The 18,167-nt window shown below is 61.7% G+C and carries 16 protein-coding genes and 1 pseudogene; 9 read left to right on the top strand and 8 right to left on the bottom strand.

From position 1 onward, the window contains the following. Positions 1-166: 166 nt before the first annotated feature. Positions 167-876 (bottom strand): annotated as a pseudogene (locus tag ACN2XU_RS06995) (IS5 family transposase); the annotation flags it as partial. A 291-nt stretch (positions 877-1,167) separates the two neighbouring features. Here ACN2XU_RS06995 and ACN2XU_RS07000 point away from each other — a divergent pair. The 6 genes from ACN2XU_RS07000 to ACN2XU_RS07025 all read left to right on the top strand — a co-directional run bounded on the left by ACN2XU_RS07000 (position 1,168) and on the right by ACN2XU_RS07025 (position 7,912). Next, positions 1,168-2,091: a LysR family transcriptional regulator gene (locus tag ACN2XU_RS07000; protein ID WP_419409703.1), complete on the top strand. Its 924-nt coding sequence runs from the start codon at positions 1,168-1,170 to the stop codon at positions 2,089-2,091. A gap of 106 nt (positions 2,092-2,197) precedes the next feature. Continuing rightward, positions 2,198-3,718 carry an arabinosylfuranosidase ArfA gene (gene arfA, locus ACN2XU_RS07005; RefSeq protein WP_419409704.1) on the top strand — a complete coding sequence of 507 codons (1,521 nt, stop codon included), beginning with the start codon at positions 2,198-2,200 and terminating at the stop codon, positions 3,716-3,718. Positions 3,719-3,745: 27 nt separating this feature from the next. Further along, positions 3,746-4,831, top strand: a complete 1,086-nt coding sequence (locus ACN2XU_RS07010; protein WP_419409705.1) for an ABC transporter ATP-binding protein — start codon at positions 3,746-3,748, stop codon at positions 4,829-4,831. 29 nt (positions 4,832-4,860) lie between these two features. After that, positions 4,861-6,138: an extracellular solute-binding protein gene (locus ACN2XU_RS07015; RefSeq protein ID WP_419409706.1), complete on the top strand. Its 1,278-nt coding sequence runs from the start codon at positions 4,861-4,863 to the stop codon at positions 6,136-6,138. 65 nt (positions 6,139-6,203) lie between these two features. Then, positions 6,204-7,091, top strand: coding sequence for a carbohydrate ABC transporter permease (locus ACN2XU_RS07020; protein ID WP_419409707.1), 888 nt, complete (start codon positions 6,204-6,206; stop codon positions 7,089-7,091). Then, the gene (locus tag ACN2XU_RS07025; RefSeq protein WP_419409708.1) at positions 7,088-7,912 is read left to right on the top strand and encodes a carbohydrate ABC transporter permease; all 825 of its coding nucleotides are present in this window, start codon (positions 7,088-7,090) and stop codon (positions 7,910-7,912) included. Before ACN2XU_RS07020 ends, ACN2XU_RS07025 begins: the two co-directional genes overlap by 4 nt. A gap of 334 nt (positions 7,913-8,246) precedes the next feature. On the opposite strand, the gene ACN2XU_RS07030 is transcribed toward ACN2XU_RS07025, so the two are convergent. From ACN2XU_RS07030 to araD, 4 genes are read right to left on the bottom strand one after another with little or no spacing between them, the layout of a single operon-like run. After that, a complete protein-coding gene (locus tag ACN2XU_RS07030) occupies positions 8,247-9,761 on the bottom strand; it encodes an aldehyde dehydrogenase (NADP(+)) (RefSeq protein WP_419409709.1) in 1,515 nt (504 codons plus the stop codon). A 23-nt stretch (positions 9,762-9,784) separates the two neighbouring features. Further along, positions 9,785-10,702 (bottom strand): dihydrodipicolinate synthase family protein, encoded by a 918-nt coding sequence (locus tag ACN2XU_RS07035; protein ID WP_419409710.1) that lies wholly within the window; start codon positions 10,700-10,702, stop codon positions 9,785-9,787. A 10-nt stretch (positions 10,703-10,712) separates the two neighbouring features. Continuing rightward, positions 10,713-11,627 carry a Gfo/Idh/MocA family protein gene (locus ACN2XU_RS07040; protein ID WP_419409711.1) on the bottom strand — a complete coding sequence of 305 codons (915 nt, stop codon included), beginning with the start codon at positions 11,625-11,627 and terminating at the stop codon, positions 10,713-10,715. After that, positions 11,627-13,369: an L-arabinonate dehydratase gene (araD, locus tag ACN2XU_RS07045; protein WP_419409712.1), complete on the bottom strand. Its 1,743-nt coding sequence runs from the start codon at positions 13,367-13,369 to the stop codon at positions 11,627-11,629. Before araD ends, ACN2XU_RS07040 begins: the two co-directional genes overlap by 1 nt. Before the next feature lie 147 nt (positions 13,370-13,516). Here araD and ACN2XU_RS07050 point away from each other — a divergent pair, with 147 nt between their 5' ends. The 3 genes from ACN2XU_RS07050 to ACN2XU_RS07060 all read left to right on the top strand — a co-directional run bounded on the left by ACN2XU_RS07050 (position 13,517) and on the right by ACN2XU_RS07060 (position 15,579). Continuing rightward, the gene (locus ACN2XU_RS07050; protein ID WP_419409713.1) at positions 13,517-14,428 is read left to right on the top strand and encodes an RHS repeat domain-containing protein; all 912 of its coding nucleotides are present in this window, start codon (positions 13,517-13,519) and stop codon (positions 14,426-14,428) included. Beyond that, the gene (locus ACN2XU_RS07055; RefSeq protein ID WP_419409714.1) at positions 14,429-15,082 is read left to right on the top strand and encodes a hypothetical protein; all 654 of its coding nucleotides are present in this window, start codon (positions 14,429-14,431) and stop codon (positions 15,080-15,082) included. It abuts the gene before it with no gap. 299 nt (positions 15,083-15,381) lie between these two features. Further along, the gene (locus tag ACN2XU_RS07060; RefSeq protein ID WP_419409715.1) at positions 15,382-15,579 is read left to right on the top strand and encodes a hypothetical protein; all 198 of its coding nucleotides are present in this window, start codon (positions 15,382-15,384) and stop codon (positions 15,577-15,579) included. 126 nt (positions 15,580-15,705) lie between these two features. Here ACN2XU_RS07060 and ACN2XU_RS07065 read toward each other — a convergent pair whose 3' ends face one another. The 3 genes from ACN2XU_RS07065 to ACN2XU_RS07075 are packed head-to-tail and all read right to left on the bottom strand — an operon-like array spanning position 15,706 to position 18,114. Beyond that, entirely contained in the window at positions 15,706-16,392 is a 687-nt protein-coding gene (locus ACN2XU_RS07065; protein ID WP_419409716.1) for an ABC transporter ATP-binding protein, read from the bottom strand. Then, entirely contained in the window at positions 16,389-17,138 is a 750-nt protein-coding gene (locus ACN2XU_RS07070) for an ABC transporter ATP-binding protein (protein ID WP_419409717.1), read from the bottom strand. The genes ACN2XU_RS07065 and ACN2XU_RS07070 overlap by 4 nt, the downstream gene beginning before the upstream one ends. Then, positions 17,131-18,114: a branched-chain amino acid ABC transporter permease gene (locus tag ACN2XU_RS07075; protein WP_419409718.1), complete on the bottom strand. Its 984-nt coding sequence runs from the start codon at positions 18,112-18,114 to the stop codon at positions 17,131-17,133. Before ACN2XU_RS07075 ends, ACN2XU_RS07070 begins: the two co-directional genes overlap by 8 nt. Positions 18,115-18,167: the final 53 nt, after the last annotated feature.

Genomic DNA, 18,167 nt, shown 5'->3' on the forward strand with positions numbered 1-18,167 from the left:
ATCACGCCAATTTGCGCGATCCGCGTGATGGCTCCCATCATGCATCGGAAGCTGTCGAAATCATAAGACAAGAGGGGTGCTTGATGGGCGTCTTTCGGCTTTTTCGGCCCGGGGTGAAGGGCGTCGAGATTTGATCCGGGGGATCAGATCAGCCCTGAACGGCCGTTATCTTCTTGTCCTGTAACATTTCTCTGAACCAGTCACCGTCATAGCCTCGGTCGGCCAGAAGCCAGTTTGCCGATGGCAACGTGTCCGACAATGCCTGCGCGCCGCGGTAGTCGCTGACCTGCCCGGCAGTCAGAAACACTCGTATTGGGCGAGTCACGGCGCCGCAGATCGCGTATAGCTTGGTCCCTCCCGGGACATTTCCGGCGGACATGCTCTGCCGGGCAGTGGTTCATCCCGCTCTTGGTTCGACCGATCGCGCGACCACGCCCCCGTTCGTCGGGAAATTGATCCCCCAGATCAATTCCTGACCCTCCTTACTTGCCCGCAGGCTGGAGGCCGTGCGGTGCGCCTTGAGAGGGCTTGCGTCCAGTGCCCGGCAGGGCATCACGGAGAGGGGATCATGACGGTGCTCGTCTCGGTGCCCCTCATCGGCCAGTTCGACCAGGATCCTGGCGAAGACGCCCATCTCGCTCCACCTGCGCCAGCGGTTGTAGAGCGTCTTGTGCGGGCCGTATTCCCCGTTCGGGTCGGCCTCGAACCGGTGGCGGCTCGACCCTCACCATCAAGCCAGCGCAAACCATTGCGATTAATGAAGATAATCCCGCCAAGCACGCGCCTGTCATCCACCCTCGGGCGACCACGGCTCTTGGGAAAGAAGGGACGCAGACGCACCATCTGCGCCTCCGTCAGCCAGAACAAATCGCTCATGATGCAGGTCTCCACGACACCCCGGCATCACCTTTTCTGTCAAATCTCAATGAAGCCGGAGCCTAATGTCCCGCGCGCCATAGGCCGGGCATGGGGTTGGCGGCCGCGGATGGAACGCGTGGAACGCGAAGGAAAGGCCGATACGTTCGGCATGTCTGGCATTTCCGGCGGCATCAACGCGGCGACGGAACTGAGGTTGCAGCAAACATTTCTTGCCGCACGTCTCGACAAACCAACGGCGTGGGCCGACGGTGAAGGCCTGAAACACCAAGAGAGAGAAGCACCGCCGATATGTATCTACGTTCGCTCAGGCCAGTCCAGTTGCGGCTGCTCGCGTCGCTTGCACAATTGGGAAAACTGCGGCTGGCGGCGGATGCCTGTGGCATGACCACCCCCGCAGCCTCGCGCATGCTGAACGAGATCGAAACCCAGCTCGAAACCGAGCTGTTTGAACGGCGACCCAAAGGGATGGTCGTGACCCCCGCGGGCGAGGTGTTGGTGCGCCATGCAGCGAAACTGGTGCATGACATTGATCAGATGGCGGCGGAATTCGACGCCCATCTGGCGGGGAAGGGGGGCGCGGTGCGCGTCGGCGCGGTTACGGGCGGTGCGCTGGCGATCATGATTCCCGCCATTCTTGAGATGAAGCGCACCGCGCCGCTGGTGGATGTCTCACTGGACGTGTCGTCGACCGCGCAGCTCATGCATGGGCTGGAACGCGGCGAATTCGATTTCACGCTGAGCCGGGTCGGGTCCAACGACTATTCGCGCGATTTCGACATCATCCCGGCGCAGACCGAATCCGTTCTACTGATGGTGCGGCGTGGCCATCGTTTTGCAGGAGCCGGGCCAGTCACGCTGGCCGATCTGAAGGATGAGCTCTGGACTATGCAGGATCGGGGCGCGCCGATCCGTCATGCGCTGGAAATCGCCTTTCACGACGAAGGGATAGACCTGCCCGAAAACCTGATCAAGACCGCCTCGGTGGTCGCGATCATGGCACTGCTGCGCGATTCTGATGTCATCGCCGTGATCACCCAGGAGGTGGCCGATCTGCTGCTCTCGCCGCCCTACAGTGCCGATCTGGTGCTGCTGGAGACGAAAAAACCGATCGCGATCGAGCCTTACTACGTGCTGTGTCCCCGCGACAGGATGATGTCGCGGGCCGCAAGGGATCTGCTTGACCGTGTCCGGGCGCGGGTCGGTCAGGGCTAGTCCGTGTATTACCAATGCTGTCAACGCGAGTGAAGAAAATGTAAATTTATGTTAACGATGAAGGCGCGTAGGGTCTCGGTAAGCAAGATTCGTACCGGGAGGGGACATGAAAGGCCGCGCAACACTTCACCGCGATTTTACCATCGCGCGCATCGACGACCGGCTCTATTCGGCGTTCATCGAACACATGGGCAGAGCCATCTACAGCGGGATCTACGAGCCGGGCCACCCCACCGCGAATGCGCAGGGGTTTCGCAAGGACGTGATGGATCTGGTGCGTGGACTGGAAATTCCCGCGATCCGTTATCCCGGCGGCAACTTCGTGTCGGCCTACAAATGGGAAGACGGCATTGGCCCCCAGGAAGACCGACCCGTGCGGCTGGACCTTGCCTGGCGGTCCAAGGAAAGCAATCAGGTCGGGATCAACGAATTCGCCGGATGGGCCAAGGACGTGGGCATCGAGATGATGCTGGCGGTCAACCTGGGCACACGCGGCATCGAAGACGCCCGGAACTTCGTCGAATACTGCAATCATCCCTCGGGCACCTATTGGAGCGATCTGCGCCGCAGCCACGGTGTCGCCGACCCCTACGACGTGAAAATGTGGTGTCTGGGCAATGAAATGGACGGTCCCTGGCAGATCGGCCACATGGAAGCCAAGGAATACGGCCGGTTGGCCGACGAGACATCCAAGGCGGTCAAGGCTTTTGGCGGCGGCATAGAAACCGTGGTCTGCGGGTCCTCGAACGACGAAATGCCGACCTATCCCGATTGGGAACGGCAGGTGCTGGAGGAATGCTACGAGAACGTCGACTACATCTCGCTGCACAAGTATTTCGGAAACTCCAGCCACAACACGCTGAACTACTTTGCCAAGATCGAGGAAACCGGGCGCTACATCCAGTCCATCGCCGGGGTCATCGACTATGTGAAGGCCAAGAAACGCGCCAAGAACGATGTCTTCATCTGCTTTGATGAATGGAACGTCTGGTATCACAACCGCGAGCAGGACAGCAAAAACTGGCACAGCTGGGATTGGCCCGAAGCGCCCGCGCTGCTCGAAGAAGACTACAACCTCGAAGACGCGATCTTTGTGGGCGGGCTGCTGAACGAGTTCATTCGCCGCTCCGACCGGGTCAAGATCGCCTGTATCGCGCAACTAGTGAACGTCATCGCCCCGATCCGCGCAGAGCGGGGCGGCAGGGCCTGGGCCACGACGATCTACTATCCTTACCAATTCGCCAGCCTGTACGGGCGTGGGACGGCATTGAACGTGTCGGTTGACGGTCCGCGCTATGATGCCGATGCGGCGCAGGATGTGAACTATCTCGACGTGGCGGCGGTGCTGGCACCAGACGGTCGGTCGATCACCGTGTTCGCGATCAACCGCAGCCTGGATGAGAGCATGGACCTGGACTTGTCCCTGCTCGGTTTCGACGGTCTCGACCTGCTCGACCATCAGGTCATGGGCGGCAACAGCGGCGATGCGCGCGTCGCCAACACCAGCGAGCAGCCAGACCGGATCACGCCGCGCAAGGGCGAGGCACTGGGCGTCGTGGACGGGGCGGTCAAGGGCACATTGCCCGCCTTTTCCTACAACGTCATCCGGCTGTCGGTTGGCGCGTAAGGCAGGGCAAAACGGGGAGGAGCCGCAATGGAGGACAAGGGCGTACACCTGAGAGAGGTCAAGAAGAACTTTGGCGGGCTCGACGTCATTCGGGGTGTCGACATGGACATTCAGCGCGGGCAGTTTGCCGTGTTCGTCGGGCCGTCGGGCTGCGGCAAGTCTACCCTCTTGCGGATGATTGCCGGGCTGGAAGACACCAGCGCCGGCCAGATCGTGATCGGCGAGCGTGACGTGACTGATGTCGACCCGGCAAACCGCGGTGTTGCGATGGTGTTCCAGTCCTACGCGCTCTATCCGCATCTGTCGGTGTTCGAGAACATGGCATTCAGCCTGCGTCTGGCGAAACGGCCCAAGGCGGAGGTCACCGAAAAGGTCCACGCGGTCGCCCAGATCCTGCAAATGACCGAACAGTTGGACAAGAAGCCTTCGCAACTGTCGGGCGGGCAGCGTCAGCGCGTCGCCATTGGCCGTGCCATCGTGCGCGACCCGGATGTGTTCCTGTTCGACGAGCCGCTGTCCAACCTTGACGCCGAGTTGCGCGTGCAGATGCGTCTGGAACTGGCGCGCCTGCATCAAAAGCTGGGCGCGACGATGATCTACGTCACCCATGACCAGGTCGAGGCGATGACACTGGCGGATGTGATCTTTGTCCTGCAGGGCGGATACGTTCAGCAATCCGGCGCGCCGCTGGACTTGTACGACGATCCCGGCAACCGTTTCGTCGCGGGCTTCATCGGCTCGCCTTCGATGAATTTCTTCAATGGCACGGTCGAGGCGCGGACGGACACCGGATTCCGGGCGCGGCTGGACAGTCAGCCCGATGCGGTGTTTGACGTGCCGCTGTCCTCACCGCCCGACGCCGGGACGCCCGTGGTGCTGGGTATGCGCCCGGAACACCTGATCGTCACCGAGGGCGATGGCATGCGTGTCACCGTCGACGTGGCCGAGGAACTGGGCGGTGTGTCCTACCAGCACGGCAGTCTGGAAGGCGGCGAGCCGGTGATCTTTCAGCAGACCGGCGCACGCCACAACATGCACGGCACGGTGCAGACTGTTACCGCGCAACCGGGCCGGATTTTTGCGTTCACCCCGGAGGGAGACCGCATTCGCTGACACGACTGAAAACAAGGAGGAGGACTGAGATGAAATATAGAATGTCCAAGCTGGCGGCCACCACCGCCCTGATCACCGGCCTGTGCAGCCCCGCGTGGGCGCAGGTCGAAGTCGAATGGTGGGATTTCCTCGCCGGGGGCGACGGCGTCCGGATGAAGGCGCTGATCAGCCAGTTCAACGAGGAGCACCCCGACATCCAGATCGAAGGCACGACGCTGGAATGGGGGCTGCCCTTCTACACCAAGGTGCGGACTTCGGTTGCCGTGGGCGAAGGTCCCGACATCATGACCTATCACCTCTCGCGCCTGCCGCTGGCGCTGGAAGAGGACGTGCTGTCGCCAATTTCAGACGCCGACATGGAAACGGCGGGTCTGTCCAAGGATGACTTCTTTGAAGCGTCGATCACCGCCGCGTCCACTGATGACGGGCAATTGATGGCGGTTCCTTTCGATATCCATGCGGTCGTCGTGCACTACAACCGCACCGCGCTGGAAGGGACGGAATGGCTGGATGACGACGGCAACCTGACCAACATCAACTCCATCGAGGACATGACCAACCTGCTGACATGGGCCAAGGAGCAGGGCTTTTCCGATCCGCTCAGCTTTCAGTCCGAAGGCGGCGGCGGCACCTGGCGGATGTTCTACACATTGTTCAGCCAGCAGGGCGGCGAGATCCTGACCGATGGCGAAGTGCTGGCCGGCGACAACATGGACAAGGCCGTCAAGTCGATCCAGACGCTGGCCGACTGGCGGGCCGCTGGCCTGATCCCGGAACAGGCCGCCTACGAGGCGTCGGTCGCGCTGTTCTCGGGCAAGAAGTCCGTGCTGCACATCAATGGCGTCTGGGAGGTTCCGACCTTCAAGGACCAGACCGAAGACGGGTCCCTGGGCTTTGAATGGTTCGCCAACGAGGTGCCGCAGATGATGGACATGCCCGCCACATGGGCGGACAGCCACGCCTTTGCCATCCCCAACGATCCGGAGATGACGCAGGAAAAGCGTGACGCGGTCTTGACCGTGATCGGCTGGATGCAGGAGCATTCGCTGGCTTGGGCGGGCGCGGGTCATATCCCGGCCTACAAGCCCACGGTCGACAGCGAGGAATATGCAGCGCTGCAACCCAATGCCACATATGTGTCGCTGGCGGACAACGCGGCCTTTGACCCCCGGTCCAAGATCGCCGGAGTCGCCTCGCCGATCTATGACGCGGTGGACAACCTGATCGCACCCGCGGTGCACGGTTTCCTCAGCGCCGAGGACGCTGCCGCCCAGATGAAGGAGCAGCTTCAGGGTCTTCTGGACTGATCCGACACGACCGGGGGCGCGTCCTGTGCCCCCGGCCACGCCCGAAGAGACAAAGAGAGCTGAACATGTCCATCGCCACGCGCCGCCGCCGGGAAGTGCGGGATGCGATCCTGCTGGTCGCCCCCTTCGTGATCATCTTTGGCGTCTTCTTCCTGTATCCGACATACAAGGTCATCGCGCTCAGCTTTACCGACGCGCCGCTGATCGGTGAAGGCAACTGGATCGGGCTCGACAACTATATCAAGCTGTTCAACGACCGGCTGTTCTATACCTCGGTCTGGAACAACTTCTACTTCGTGCTGCTGACGGTCATCCCGACCACCATCATCGCGCTTTTGATCGCGCTGGCGGTGGGCAAGCTGCAGGGCCGGATGCAGGCGCTGGTGCTGACGCTGTTTTTCCTGCCTTACGTGCTGCCGGTGTCGGTTGTAACGATGATCTGGGCGTGGATGCTGGATTTCCAGTTCGGCATTCTGCAACCGCTGATCGAGGCGGTGACGGGCAAGCCGGTGCCCGTATTCAAGAATCCTTATTGGGTCATGCCGATGATCGCGGTCGTGACGATCTGGTGGACCAACGGCTTCAACGTGCTGCTGTTCATCGCCGGGCTGCGCAACATCCCCGACGACCTGTACGAAGCCGCGGCATTGGACGGAGCAACCGTATGGCAGCGGTTCTGGCGGGTGACATGGCCGCTCTTGTGGCCGATCACGGCGCTGGTGCTGACGCTGCAGCTGATCCTGCAACTCAAACTGTTTGACCAGGTCTACCTGCTGTCGAACGGGGGTCCGTTCAACTCGTCCTACGTGGTCCTGATGCAGATGTACCGCGAGGCCTTCCAGTTGAATAACGGCGGCTATGCCTCTGCCATCGCGATGGTACTGTTCGGTATAATCATCGTCGTCTCCGTTCTTCAATTCCAGCTGCTTCGCATCGGGGGAGGCCGCAAATGACCGCCAGACAGGGCCGCAACATCGCCTTTACCGCGCTTGTGCTGATCGCTGCCGCGATCTGGATCTTTCCGCTGTATTGGGCGCTGACCACGTCGCTGCGCAGCGAAAACAGGATCGTGGCCGACGCGGGCGTCTGGATGGACGAGCTGAATTTCTCGGCCTATATTGACGTGCTGTCCACATCCAAGCTGCCGATGTGGTATCTCAACTCCGTGGGCACCTCGGTGATCATCACCGTGATCGTCCTGATCACCGGCATGATGTGCGCCTATGCCCTGTCGCAACTTCGCTTTCCGGGCCGCAGGCTGCTGTACCTGGTCGTTGTCGCGAGCTTCATGGTGCCGGTGCCCGCACTCTACGTCGCGCAGTTCGTGTTGATGAGCGATCTTGGGCTGATCAATTCGTGGTGGGGGATCATCCTGCCGCAGTTGATCGTTCCGGTTGTGGTGATCGTCTACAAACAGTTCTTCGACGCGATTCCTAAAGAGATGCGCGAAGCTGTCCTTCTGGATGGCGGCGGCGAGTTTACCCTGCTGTTCAAGCTGTACCTGCCGCTGAACTGGGGCATCACGGCGGCGCTGGCAATCATCACCTTCATCAGCGCGTGGAACAACTTCTTCTGGCCGTTCCTTGTGGTTACCAGCGAAAGCATGATGACCATTCCGGTCGGCATCACGCAGGTCAACGACAGCTTTGGCGTGTTTTATGCACGCATGATGGCGCTCGCGCTGCTGGCAGCCGCGCCGGTGATCGTCGGGTACCTGATCTTCCAGAAGCGCGTGACCGAGGCGGTGATGATCTCGGCCGGGGTCAAAGGCTAGGCCGCACTCCGGTCAAGGCGGGGTACATCCGGTGTCTGAAGGCCACCTGCCGGCCAAAGCAAACCTGTCGCCCCCCCTGGTCGTTGAAACGAGCAAAGCCTGACAGTGCCGTGTTGCAATCCGCGACGGCAAACGCCCGAGCGGATTGCTGTCAGCCAACGCTTAACCGGCAAAGGCCATCGTCTGCTCCTTAAAACGGACCTTGGGCACACGATGCGGGCAAGACCTTTCATTCGGCCAGATGGTGGTTGATGTCACGGCCGTTCCAGCATCACTGCCGCAACGAAAAAGGCGCCCCGGAGGGCGCCTTTCTTTGTGTGGGTGGGTCGTCTTGTTAGGCGAGATCGCCGGGCAACAGCGCGTCGGGCATGTTCTGATAGCACACCGGACGCAGGAAGCGGCGAATGCTGAGCGTACCGACGGAGGTCGCGCCAAAGTTGGTCGAGGCGGGGTAGGGGCCGCCGTGGACCATGCTGTCTGCCACTTCGACACCGGTGGGGAAGCCGTTGACAAGGATGCGACCGGCCTTGCGCTCCAGCACCGGCATCAGGCGACGGCCAAGGTCCGTATCGCCGTCGTCCATGTGCAGGGTGCAGGTCAGCTGGCCTTCGAAGCCTTTCGCCAGTGTCTCCATGTCGTCCGGGCCATCGACGCGCACCACGAGGCCGAGTGGTCCAAAGACTTCCTCGCCCAGGGCGTGGTCCTGCAGGTAGTTGGTCGCGTCAGTCTCATAGAGGTTCGGCGAGGCGTTGCGGCCTTCGCTGTCGGTCACCAGTACCGGCTGTACCGCGTTGCGCCCGTCAAAGCGGCTTTTGCCGTCCTTGTAGGCGGAGGCGATGCCATCGGTCAGCATGCACTGGCTCGATGCGCCTTTGAGTGCCTCGGCAGCAGCGGCCACGAATGCGTCGCCCTCGGCGCCTTTCTGAACCACGGCGATGCCGGGGTTGGTGCAGAACTGGCCCGCTCCCATGGTGAGCGATCCCGCCCAGCCGGTGCCGATATCCGCGCCACGCGCCGAAAGCGCCTCGGGCAGGATGAACATCGGGTTGACGGAGCCAAGCTCGCCGAAGAAGGGGATCGGCTCCGGGCGCTGTGCGCACAGATCAAACAGCGCACGGCCACCACCAAGCGAGCCGGTGAAGCCGACGGCCTTGATCAGCGGGTGCTGGACCAGGGAGGTGCCGACGTCGCGCTTGCCGCCCTGGATCAGGGAGAAGACGCCTTTCGGCATGCCGCATTTCTCGATGGCGGCGTGGATGGCCTCGGCGACGATCTCGCCGGTGCCTGGGTGCGCGCTGTGGCCCTTGACCACAACCGGGCAGCCCGCAGCCAGCGCGGCGGCGGTGTCACCCCCGGCAGTCGAGAAGGCCAGCGGGAAGTTCGATGCGCCAAAGACCGCGACAGGGCCGATGGGGCGCTGAACCATTTTCAGGTCGGGCCGGGGCAGGGGCGCGCGGTCGGGCAGCGCTTCGTCATGGCGGCGGTCGAGATAGTCACCGTCCATGATATGCGTTGCGAACAGGCGCAGCTGACCGGTGGTGCGGCCGCGCTCGCCCTGCAGGCGGGCCTCCGGCAGGCCGGTTTCCTCGGAGCCGATCTGCGTGATCGCATCGGCGCGCGCTTCGATCTCGTCAGCAATCGCGTTGAGGAAGTCGGCGCGTTGCTGGCGTGTGGAATAGCCGTAGGTCCAGAACGCCTCTTCGGCGGCCTCAACGGCCTTGTTTACCAGCTCAACAGTGCCGACGGAGAATTCATGTGCCTCGCCGGTGGCGGGCTCAGACTTGAAGGTCTGGCCGGAGGCGAGCCATTCGCCGGCAACCAGATGTTTGCCATGGGGTTTGAAAGTCATTTGGGTCTCTCCCTTATGTCTGCTCATTTGCCCCAGCGGAGGGCAACGAGGTCCATTTCTCTTGCGAGGCTCAGCAGGCGATCCTTCGTCCGCTGGCTCATCGACTTCAGGGGATGACGTACATGGTCGGAGCCGATGACTCCACCCTCCATCATCACCGTCTTGGCCGCGCGCAGCCCGCACTGGCGGTTCTCATGATTGATCAGTGGCAGGCACAGTTTCCAACGCTCAAGGGCCGCGTCCTGGTTCCCGGCGAGGTATTCGGTCACGATCGGCCGGATCATGTCGGGCTGAAGCGCGGAGGTCATGGTGCCGGTGCAGCCCGCGTCGAGGTCGGCCAGCAAAGTCACGGCTTCTTCGCCATCGAAGGGGCCGACGATATGCTCGCCGCCTTCCTCGATCAGCGTGGCCAGCTTGTCGGCGGCGAAGGGTGTTTCGATCTTGAAATAGGAGACGTTCTCGATCTCCTTGGCCATCTTGACAAGCAGCGGCACGGGGAGCGACACGCCGGACAAAGGTGCATCCTGCACCATGATCGGGATGTCGATCGCATCGCTGACCATCTGGAAATGCTCGAAGATGCCGTCCGGGCCGGGCACGAGGCCGACGCCGTGATAGGGCGGCATCATCATGACCATGCTTGCGCCGAGATCCTGCGCGTCCTTCGCGCGTTTGGCGACGATGGGCGAATGGAAGTTGCTCACGGTGACGATCACCGGCACGCGGCCTGCAACCTGTTCGAGGCTGATGCGCATGACAGTGTCGCGCTCCTCGTCCGAGAGCAGGAACTGCTCGGAATAGTTGGCGAGAATGCAGATGGCGTCGACGCCCTGATCGACCATGCAATCCATCACGCGAGCGCAGCCCTCTTCATCAAGCGAGCCATCGGCGCGGAACGGAGTCGGGGCGACCGGCAGGATTCCGGTAAGCGGGGTTTTCATAAGTGTCTCCTCAGAAGTCAAAAGCGGCGACGGTTTCGCGCCGGCCAAGCATGTGCGCGTCGGCCACATGCACAAAGGGGCTCAGGTCCATGTCGATGGCGCCCTGTTGGACAAGCTCCGACATGCGGGCGTAAAGGCGGGGATATTCGCCGGACAGCGGCGCATCATCACCGGTGTGCTCCGTGCCGTTCAGCACCATGCGCGCGCCGCCCTCGTGAAGCGACAGCGTGCCGTCCGGGGTCACGATCTCGATATCCCAGATGTCCCGCTCTTCCTCGCGCCAATCGAACTCGGCGGAGGTGTTTCCGGTAAAGGTCAGCCTGGCGGCGATCGGCGTCTGCCGGTTCGACGGGTATTCAAGCGTTGCCGCGCGCAGGTGCACCGGGGCAGGCAGGATTTCCGTCAGGATCGACAGGGCGTTGATGCCCGGATCGAACACCCCCATGCCGCCGGGTTCGAACACCCAGTCCTGACCGGGGTGCCATTTACGCACGCTCTCGCGCCAGGTGATGTGGGCGCGGGTGATCGTCTTGTCCGACAGCCAAGCCTTGGCGGCCGGGACCTTGTCGGCACAGCGCGAATGCCAGGTAGCAAAGAGGCTGGCGCCGGAGGCGCGGGCCATGGCTTCGAGCGCGTGGCACTCCGCAAGGCTCGCCCCTGGCGGCTTTTCCAGCATCACATGGCGTCCGGCGGCAAGCGCTTTGGCTGCATAGTCAAAGCGCGGCACAGGCGGCATGCATAGAGAGACGACGCGGATGTCCGGGCGCGCCTCCAGCAGGGCGTCGAAGTCGGTAAAGGCCTCGACCCCGTCCACGGAGCCGTGACGCGAGCAGGTGGCGGCAAGCTCCCAGTCATCGCTGCCTGCGATGGCCGGGACATGCTGGTCGAGGGCGATCTTGCCCACGCCGATGAGTGCGATCTTCATCAATGCGAGTCCTTCCCGACCGGCGCACCGCGACAGCCCTTGAGGAAATCGAGATCGGCGCCGGTATCGGCCCCCTCCACGTGCTGTTGGTGCAGCCAGGCATAGCCGGACGCCGGCCGCTCATGGGTCGGCTCCCAGGCCGCGAGACGGTCGGTCAATTCCTGCTCGGAGATATCGAGATGCAGACGGCGGTTCGCCACGTCGACCTCGATCATGTCACCATTGCGGACCACGGCCAGCGGCCCGCCTGCGGCGGCCTCGGGCGAGGTGTGCAGGATCACGGTGCCATAGGCCGTGCCGGACATGCGCGCGTCGCTGATGCGGATCATGTCCTTGATGCCCTTCTTGAGCACCTTCGGCGGCAGGCCCATGTTGCCCACCTCGGACATGCCGGGATAGCCCTTGGGGCCGCAGTTCTTCAGCACCATGATGCAGGTCTCGTCAATGTCGAGAGCGTCATCATTGATCTTGGCCTTGTAATCGTCGATGTCCTCGAACACCACGGCGCGGCCTTTGTGCTGCATGAGCGCGGGCGTCGCGGCGGAGGGTTTGAGAACCGCCCCTTTCGGCGCGAGGTTGCCTTTGAGCACGGCGATGCCGCCCTGCTTCGTCAACGGCTTGTTCACTGGCAGGATCACATCCTCATTCCAGTTTTTCGCGCCCTTGACCTCGTCCCACATCGTCTCTCCGGAAACGGTCAGGGCGTCCTTGTGCAGCTTGCCGCCCTCGCCAAGGCGTTTCAGAACCACAGGCAGTCCGCCCGCGTAGAAGAACTCTTCCATCAGGTATTTGCCCGAGGGTTGCAGGTTCAGGATCGTCGCAACGTCCCGCCCGCAGCGGTCCCAATCGTCGAGCGTGATGTCGATGCCGACACGCCCCGCGATGGCGAGAAGGTGCACAACCGTATTGGTCGAGCCACCCACAGCCCCGTTACAACGGATCGCGTTTTCAAAGGCCTCACGCGTCAGGATGTCGGACGGCTTCAGATCGTCCTTGACCATCTGCACGATCCGTCGGCCCGACAATTGCGCCATGACCCGGCGGCGGCTGTCCACCGCCGGAATGGCCGCGTTGCCGCTAAGCGCCATGCCCAGGGCTTCGGCCATGCTGGCCATGCTGGACGCCGTGCCCATGGTGTTGCAGGTGCCGCTTGAGCGCGTGACGGCGGCCTCGGCGTCGAGGAACTCTTCTTGCGTCATCTCCCCGGCTTTCACGGCTTCGGAGAACTTCCACAGGTGCGTGCCCGCGCCGACCCGCTCGCCCTGGAACCAGCCGTTCAGCATCGGACCGCCGGTCACGACAATCGACGGCAGATCGCAGGAGGCCGCAGCCATCAGCAGGCTCGGCGTTGTCTTGTCACAGCCGACCATAAGCACACAGCCGTCCATCGGCTGGCCCCGGATCTGCTCTTCGATGCTGAGTGCCGCGAGGTTGCGGAACATCATCGCCGTGGGGCGGAAGGTGTTCTCGGACGCGCTGAACACGGGCACCTCGACCGGAAAACCGCCAGCCTCCCAGATTCCCGCCTTCACCTTCTCCGCAAGCTCCCGAAGATGGCCGTTACACGGGGTCAGATCGGACCAAGTGTTGAGCACGCCGATGACCGGGCGGCCATCGAACAGGTCATCGGGGTAGCCCTGATTCTTCAGCCACCCCCGGTGGTAAATCACATCGCGGCTGGTGCCGCCGTACCATTCCTGACTGCGCAGTTTGCGCGGCCAGTCTGCCGGTTTGAACGCCATGGCTCCCCCCATTGAATTGATTGACGAAGGGTTAGCAGGGCAGGCGCATATCAATCAAATCTGGATTTGGTGGAATTGGATAGCGTTTTTGGTATGCAGAAAGCGGACGGCCTACCGCCATGCTCCGCGACCAACCGGACGCGCGAGTTGGCGATCTTTGACGCTAGCGGCGACCGCATTGAAGGGGCCACCTACCGCCCGTTTGGCAAGAAAAGGCCAGTGATCGAATTGGCCGCCCCGCCTGTTGAGACCAAAGGCTGGATCGGCGAGCGCAATGACGCGGGCGCGGGCCTGCAATACCTCAACGCCCGCTACTACGACCCGGAACTGGCCATGTTCATCCAACCGGACTGGTTCGAGGTGACCAAGCAGGGGCTCGGGACGACCAGGTGTTCGTATTCCTTCAACGATCCGGTGAATTTGAGGGACCCGGAGGGGAACGCATATGTATGGGCCCTCTTCGGAAACTCCCCCTACAACCTGGTAAATGCTATCAGAACACACAATCAATTGAACATTCAAGGTGTTACGCAAGGCTTTGACTTCCAAGCTGAACCGAGTATTGCAATGGGACGGGGCGCTCGCTATGGAAGTATGGTTGACGAAAGGATCGCAGCGGTCGAAACATTCAATGGAGCACCCGATGCCCAAAGAATAGTCGGCCCCAAAAAGATCGAGTACTTCGATTATAAGCCTGCAACTCGGATGACGAAGCCTCATTTGTATGATGGGGATATAAGACAACAGAATCGTTGGAAGTTAACCGCCGCAATTCGTGGTATAGAAATGGTACCATACGACACTGGAAAGCTCGTTCCAGAAACAGGTTTGCGTACGGCTGTTCAGATCAATGGATCTGAGGGGCCGATATATGACGTCAATCTCTACCCAGGAAAGTTTCCAGGAGTCATGCTTTATTCGCTTGATTACGCGGGGGGGGGGCGGCACAATGTCGAAGCTATTCATGACTTAATTAGGAGAGGAATCGCGGTGTTCTTACCGCCGCCTCAGCCAACCACTCCGGATGAACCTGAAGTTCCGGAAACGGAAGTAGACTAAATGTGGATAACTCCAGAACTTCAAACCTGCATCGAAAAAATGCTCCGTGATATTGCCTTTAGAGAGGGAGAGTTTCGAGGTGCTCCTTTGGGCAATATCGCCGAAAGGGCTGCCAAATATGAGCATTCAAACGATTTACCGCGCCATCATGTATCTAAAATTGCGTCTGACTATCTGAATAGAGCATTGATTTCGACTGCTCCTGATGATGTCCGGGAACATCCGGGTGAATGGGAAGTTGTCCACGAGCTGTTGGCGCAAAAGAACAAAGAGGAGAATTTTTCCAATAGGAAATTCTCAGGAAAACGCAAAGACATTCTGTCTGCCCTGCATTTCCTACAATTTTCTTCTTCGAGTTTCGTTGGTTATGAGATTGAAACGCAACGTCGCTCGGTATGGTGGAATGGTCTCTTCTCATTTCGGTCTCGACAGTTGCAGGTTGGCGTACATGTCGGATCGGCAGGTGGGCTCGTGTTGAACAGCAATTTGCGCTTGCTCGACTGTTCGAACATCGAACAGGGACATATTTTGTTAGAAAGCGCTTTTCTTCAAATTGGGACGCCCCCGATCATCTCCCTTGAAGAACTGAAGACAGAGCTCACCAAACGCCAAGATTGGATTAACGCAGTAGTGTCTTTCGTAACCCGTACTTAGCCTTTGCGGCGATGAAGTGTTCTTCAAGAGTTGATAGCTATCCAAACTGTAGCATTCGCTACCGCACCACATCCGAAACCGTATGCCGCGGCGCCCCCAGCCCTGTGCTCAGAATGGAATTCGCCCCACCCAGCTTATTCCGCCAATAGGCCGTCACATCCCCGGCCTGCGCGGCGTTGTGGCGGGCGGAGGGGGCGGATCATGATGATGAGTTCCGTGCGGTCTTTCGAGGAATCTTTCGCCCGGAACGGGCCATGGGCCACCGGCGCGCGCGATGGTTCGTGACGGATGAGAGCATCGTGCAATATCTCAAGCCAAACCTGCGCGTTGGCGGGAAAACCGTGAATGGCATCACTGATGTGCACACCGACGTCCTGCACCGCGATTTGCTCGACTCGGTAAAGGCGCGCTTTGTCGGTACGCGCGCGCATCGAGCGGGCGTCGGTCGTTCATTCGGCGACAAGAGCGACTGGCTTGCACCGACGGCTTTGGAGTAAGGCCTCTTTGCTTTGCGATTCAGATCGCGGTTCGCTGGTCGGTCTTTAGCCGTGAAGCACGGAGGCGACGTGTTTTTGCCGGACAACGGAGGCGGACCGTCTGCAACGCAGCCCGGTTCAAGCCGCTCAGACCCCCAGATATCGCTCAGCGATTTCTTCCGTGATCTGCTCGGGCGTGCCGTCCCAGACAGACCGCCCGCGCTCTACGATCACTGCCCGGTCCGCCACCGTCCCAAGCTCGCGCAGCGACTTGTCGATGATCAGCATCGCCATGCCGGTCTGCTGTTTCAACCGCGTCAATGCCGCCCAGATCTCCTGCCGCACGATCGGCGCGAGCCCCTCCGTCGCCTCGTCCAGCACCAGAAGGCGCGGGTTGGTCATCAAGGCCCGTCCTATGGCAAGCATTTGCTGCTCCCCGCCGGACAGGCTGCGCGCCACCTGATCCCGTCGCTCCGTCAGCCGGGGAAACAGCGCCCCGACACGCGCCTCATTCCAATGTCCTGGCCGCGCTGTGGCGATGAGGTTTTCCAGCACCGTCAAATCCGCAAAGCACCGCCGCCCTTCCGGCACCAGGCCGATCCCGAGCTGCGCGGCCTGGTGTGATTTCAGCCCGTGCAGATCCCGGCCGGCAAAGATCAGGCGGCCCTGCGCGGCCATCATCCGGCAGATGCATTTCACCGTGGTCGATTTGCCCATGCCGTTGCGGCCCATCAGGGCGACGACCTCACCCTCCGCAATGTCGAGGTCAACGCCGAAGAGCGCCTGCGACGCGCCATAGGTAGCGGTGAGCGACTGGACCGACAGCAGCGTCATGTCTCTTCCCCGAGATAGGCCTCGCGGACCGCCGGGTTGGCGCGTATCTCGTCCACCGTGCCGGTTGCGATGATCCGGCCATAGACCAGCACGCTGATCCGGTCCGCGAGCGCAAAGACAGCGTCCATGTCATGCTCGACCAACAGGATGGGGGCCTCCAGGCGCAACGCGTCCAGCAGCCGGGTCAGCTGTGCGCTGCCCTCCGTGCCAAGCCCTGCCATCGGCTCGTCCATCACAAAGACCTTCGGCTTCAACGTCAGCGCCACGGCGACCTCAAGAAGCCGGCGTTCCCCGTGCGAGAGCTCGGCGGCGACGGTCGCGGCATGGTCGAGCAGGCCGACACGGTCCAGCGCCGCCTCCGCCGATCCGCGCAGGGCGCGGTCCCTGAGAGCCGGGCGGAAGAACCGCCAAGGCGAGCCGTCAGCGCCCAAAGCACCCAGCACAGCGTTCTGCAACACCGTGTCTTCCATGGCGAGCTGGCTGATTTGAAAACTGCGGGCCAGTCCCCGCCGTGCGCGGATCTGCGGCGGCAGCGCCGTGACGTCTTCACCGTCCAGGAACACCTGCCCGCTGTCGGGTCTGAGCGCGCCACAGATCTGCGCGATCAGGGTGCTTTTTCCCGCGCCATTCGGCCCGATGATGGCATGGATTTCACCGGGACGCAGGCCGAGTGAAACGGAGTCGGAGGCCGTCAGCGCGCCGAAGGATTTGCTGAGCGCGCGGGTTTCGAGCACCGGTTCAGTCATGCGCGCGACCCCGTCCTGCGATCAGACCGATGATGCCGCCCTTGGCGAAGAGCACGATGATCAGCAAAAGCAGCCCGAGGAACACATGCCAATAGTCCGACAGCCCGCCGAGCCAGTGCTCCAGAAGGACAAAGAGCGCCGCCCCGACAACCGGGCCGAACAGCCGCGCCGTGCCGCCCAGGATCACGAAGACCATGAGCTCGCCCGAGAGTTGCCAGCTGAACATGGTAGGGCTGACAAAGCGGCTGAGATCCGCGAACAGCGCACCCGCCAGTCCGGTGATCGCCCCGGACAAGACGAACGCAACAAGCCGCAGGCGGAACGGATCGAGCCCCACCGCCCGCACCCGCTCCGGTGCCTGCCGTGCCGCATTGAGTGCCAGACCAAAGGGCGCGCGGGCCAAAGCGGCACTCAGCAAGAGCGCGAGGCAGAGCAGGGCAAGGCACAGACCGTAAAACTGGATCGGCACCAGCGTGTTTAGGCCGGGAAACCCGTTGCGCACGTAGATCGACAGCCCGTCCTCGCCGCCGTAGGCCGCCCAGCTTATGGTGAAGAAAAAGAGCATCTGTCCGAAGGCCAGCGTGATCATGATGAAATAAACACCCGAGGTGCGCAGCGACAACGCCCCGATGATCAGCGCCGCGAGCGCAGAGGCCAGCACGGCCACAAGCCAGATCACCGGCATGGACTTGGTGCCTTCGAGCACGAATGGCCAGGTCAGGATCGGCGAATAATCCTGCGCATGGGAGGCGAGAACCCCCATGGCATAGCCACCGATGCCGAAGAACACCGCGTGTCCGAGGCTGACCAGCCCGCCAATCCCGAGGGCAAGGTTCAACCCCACGGCGGCCAGCGCGAGGATCACCGCACGGGTGGCCAGCGTGATGGTAAAAGGCTCATCGGCATGAACCGCCCAGAGTGGCAGCAGCAAAAGCCCGGCCAGAACGAGTGTGTTGAGCGATCTCTCTGCGGTCATGGTCGGATCTGCCCGTCTTTGGTCCCCAAATACCTCGGGGGTTTGGGGGCTGG

It is taken from the genome of Pacificoceanicola niger, from assembly GCF_048553275.1.
In the GTDB taxonomy this organism is placed as follows: domain Bacteria; phylum Pseudomonadota; class Alphaproteobacteria; order Rhodobacterales; family Rhodobacteraceae; genus Pacificoceanicola.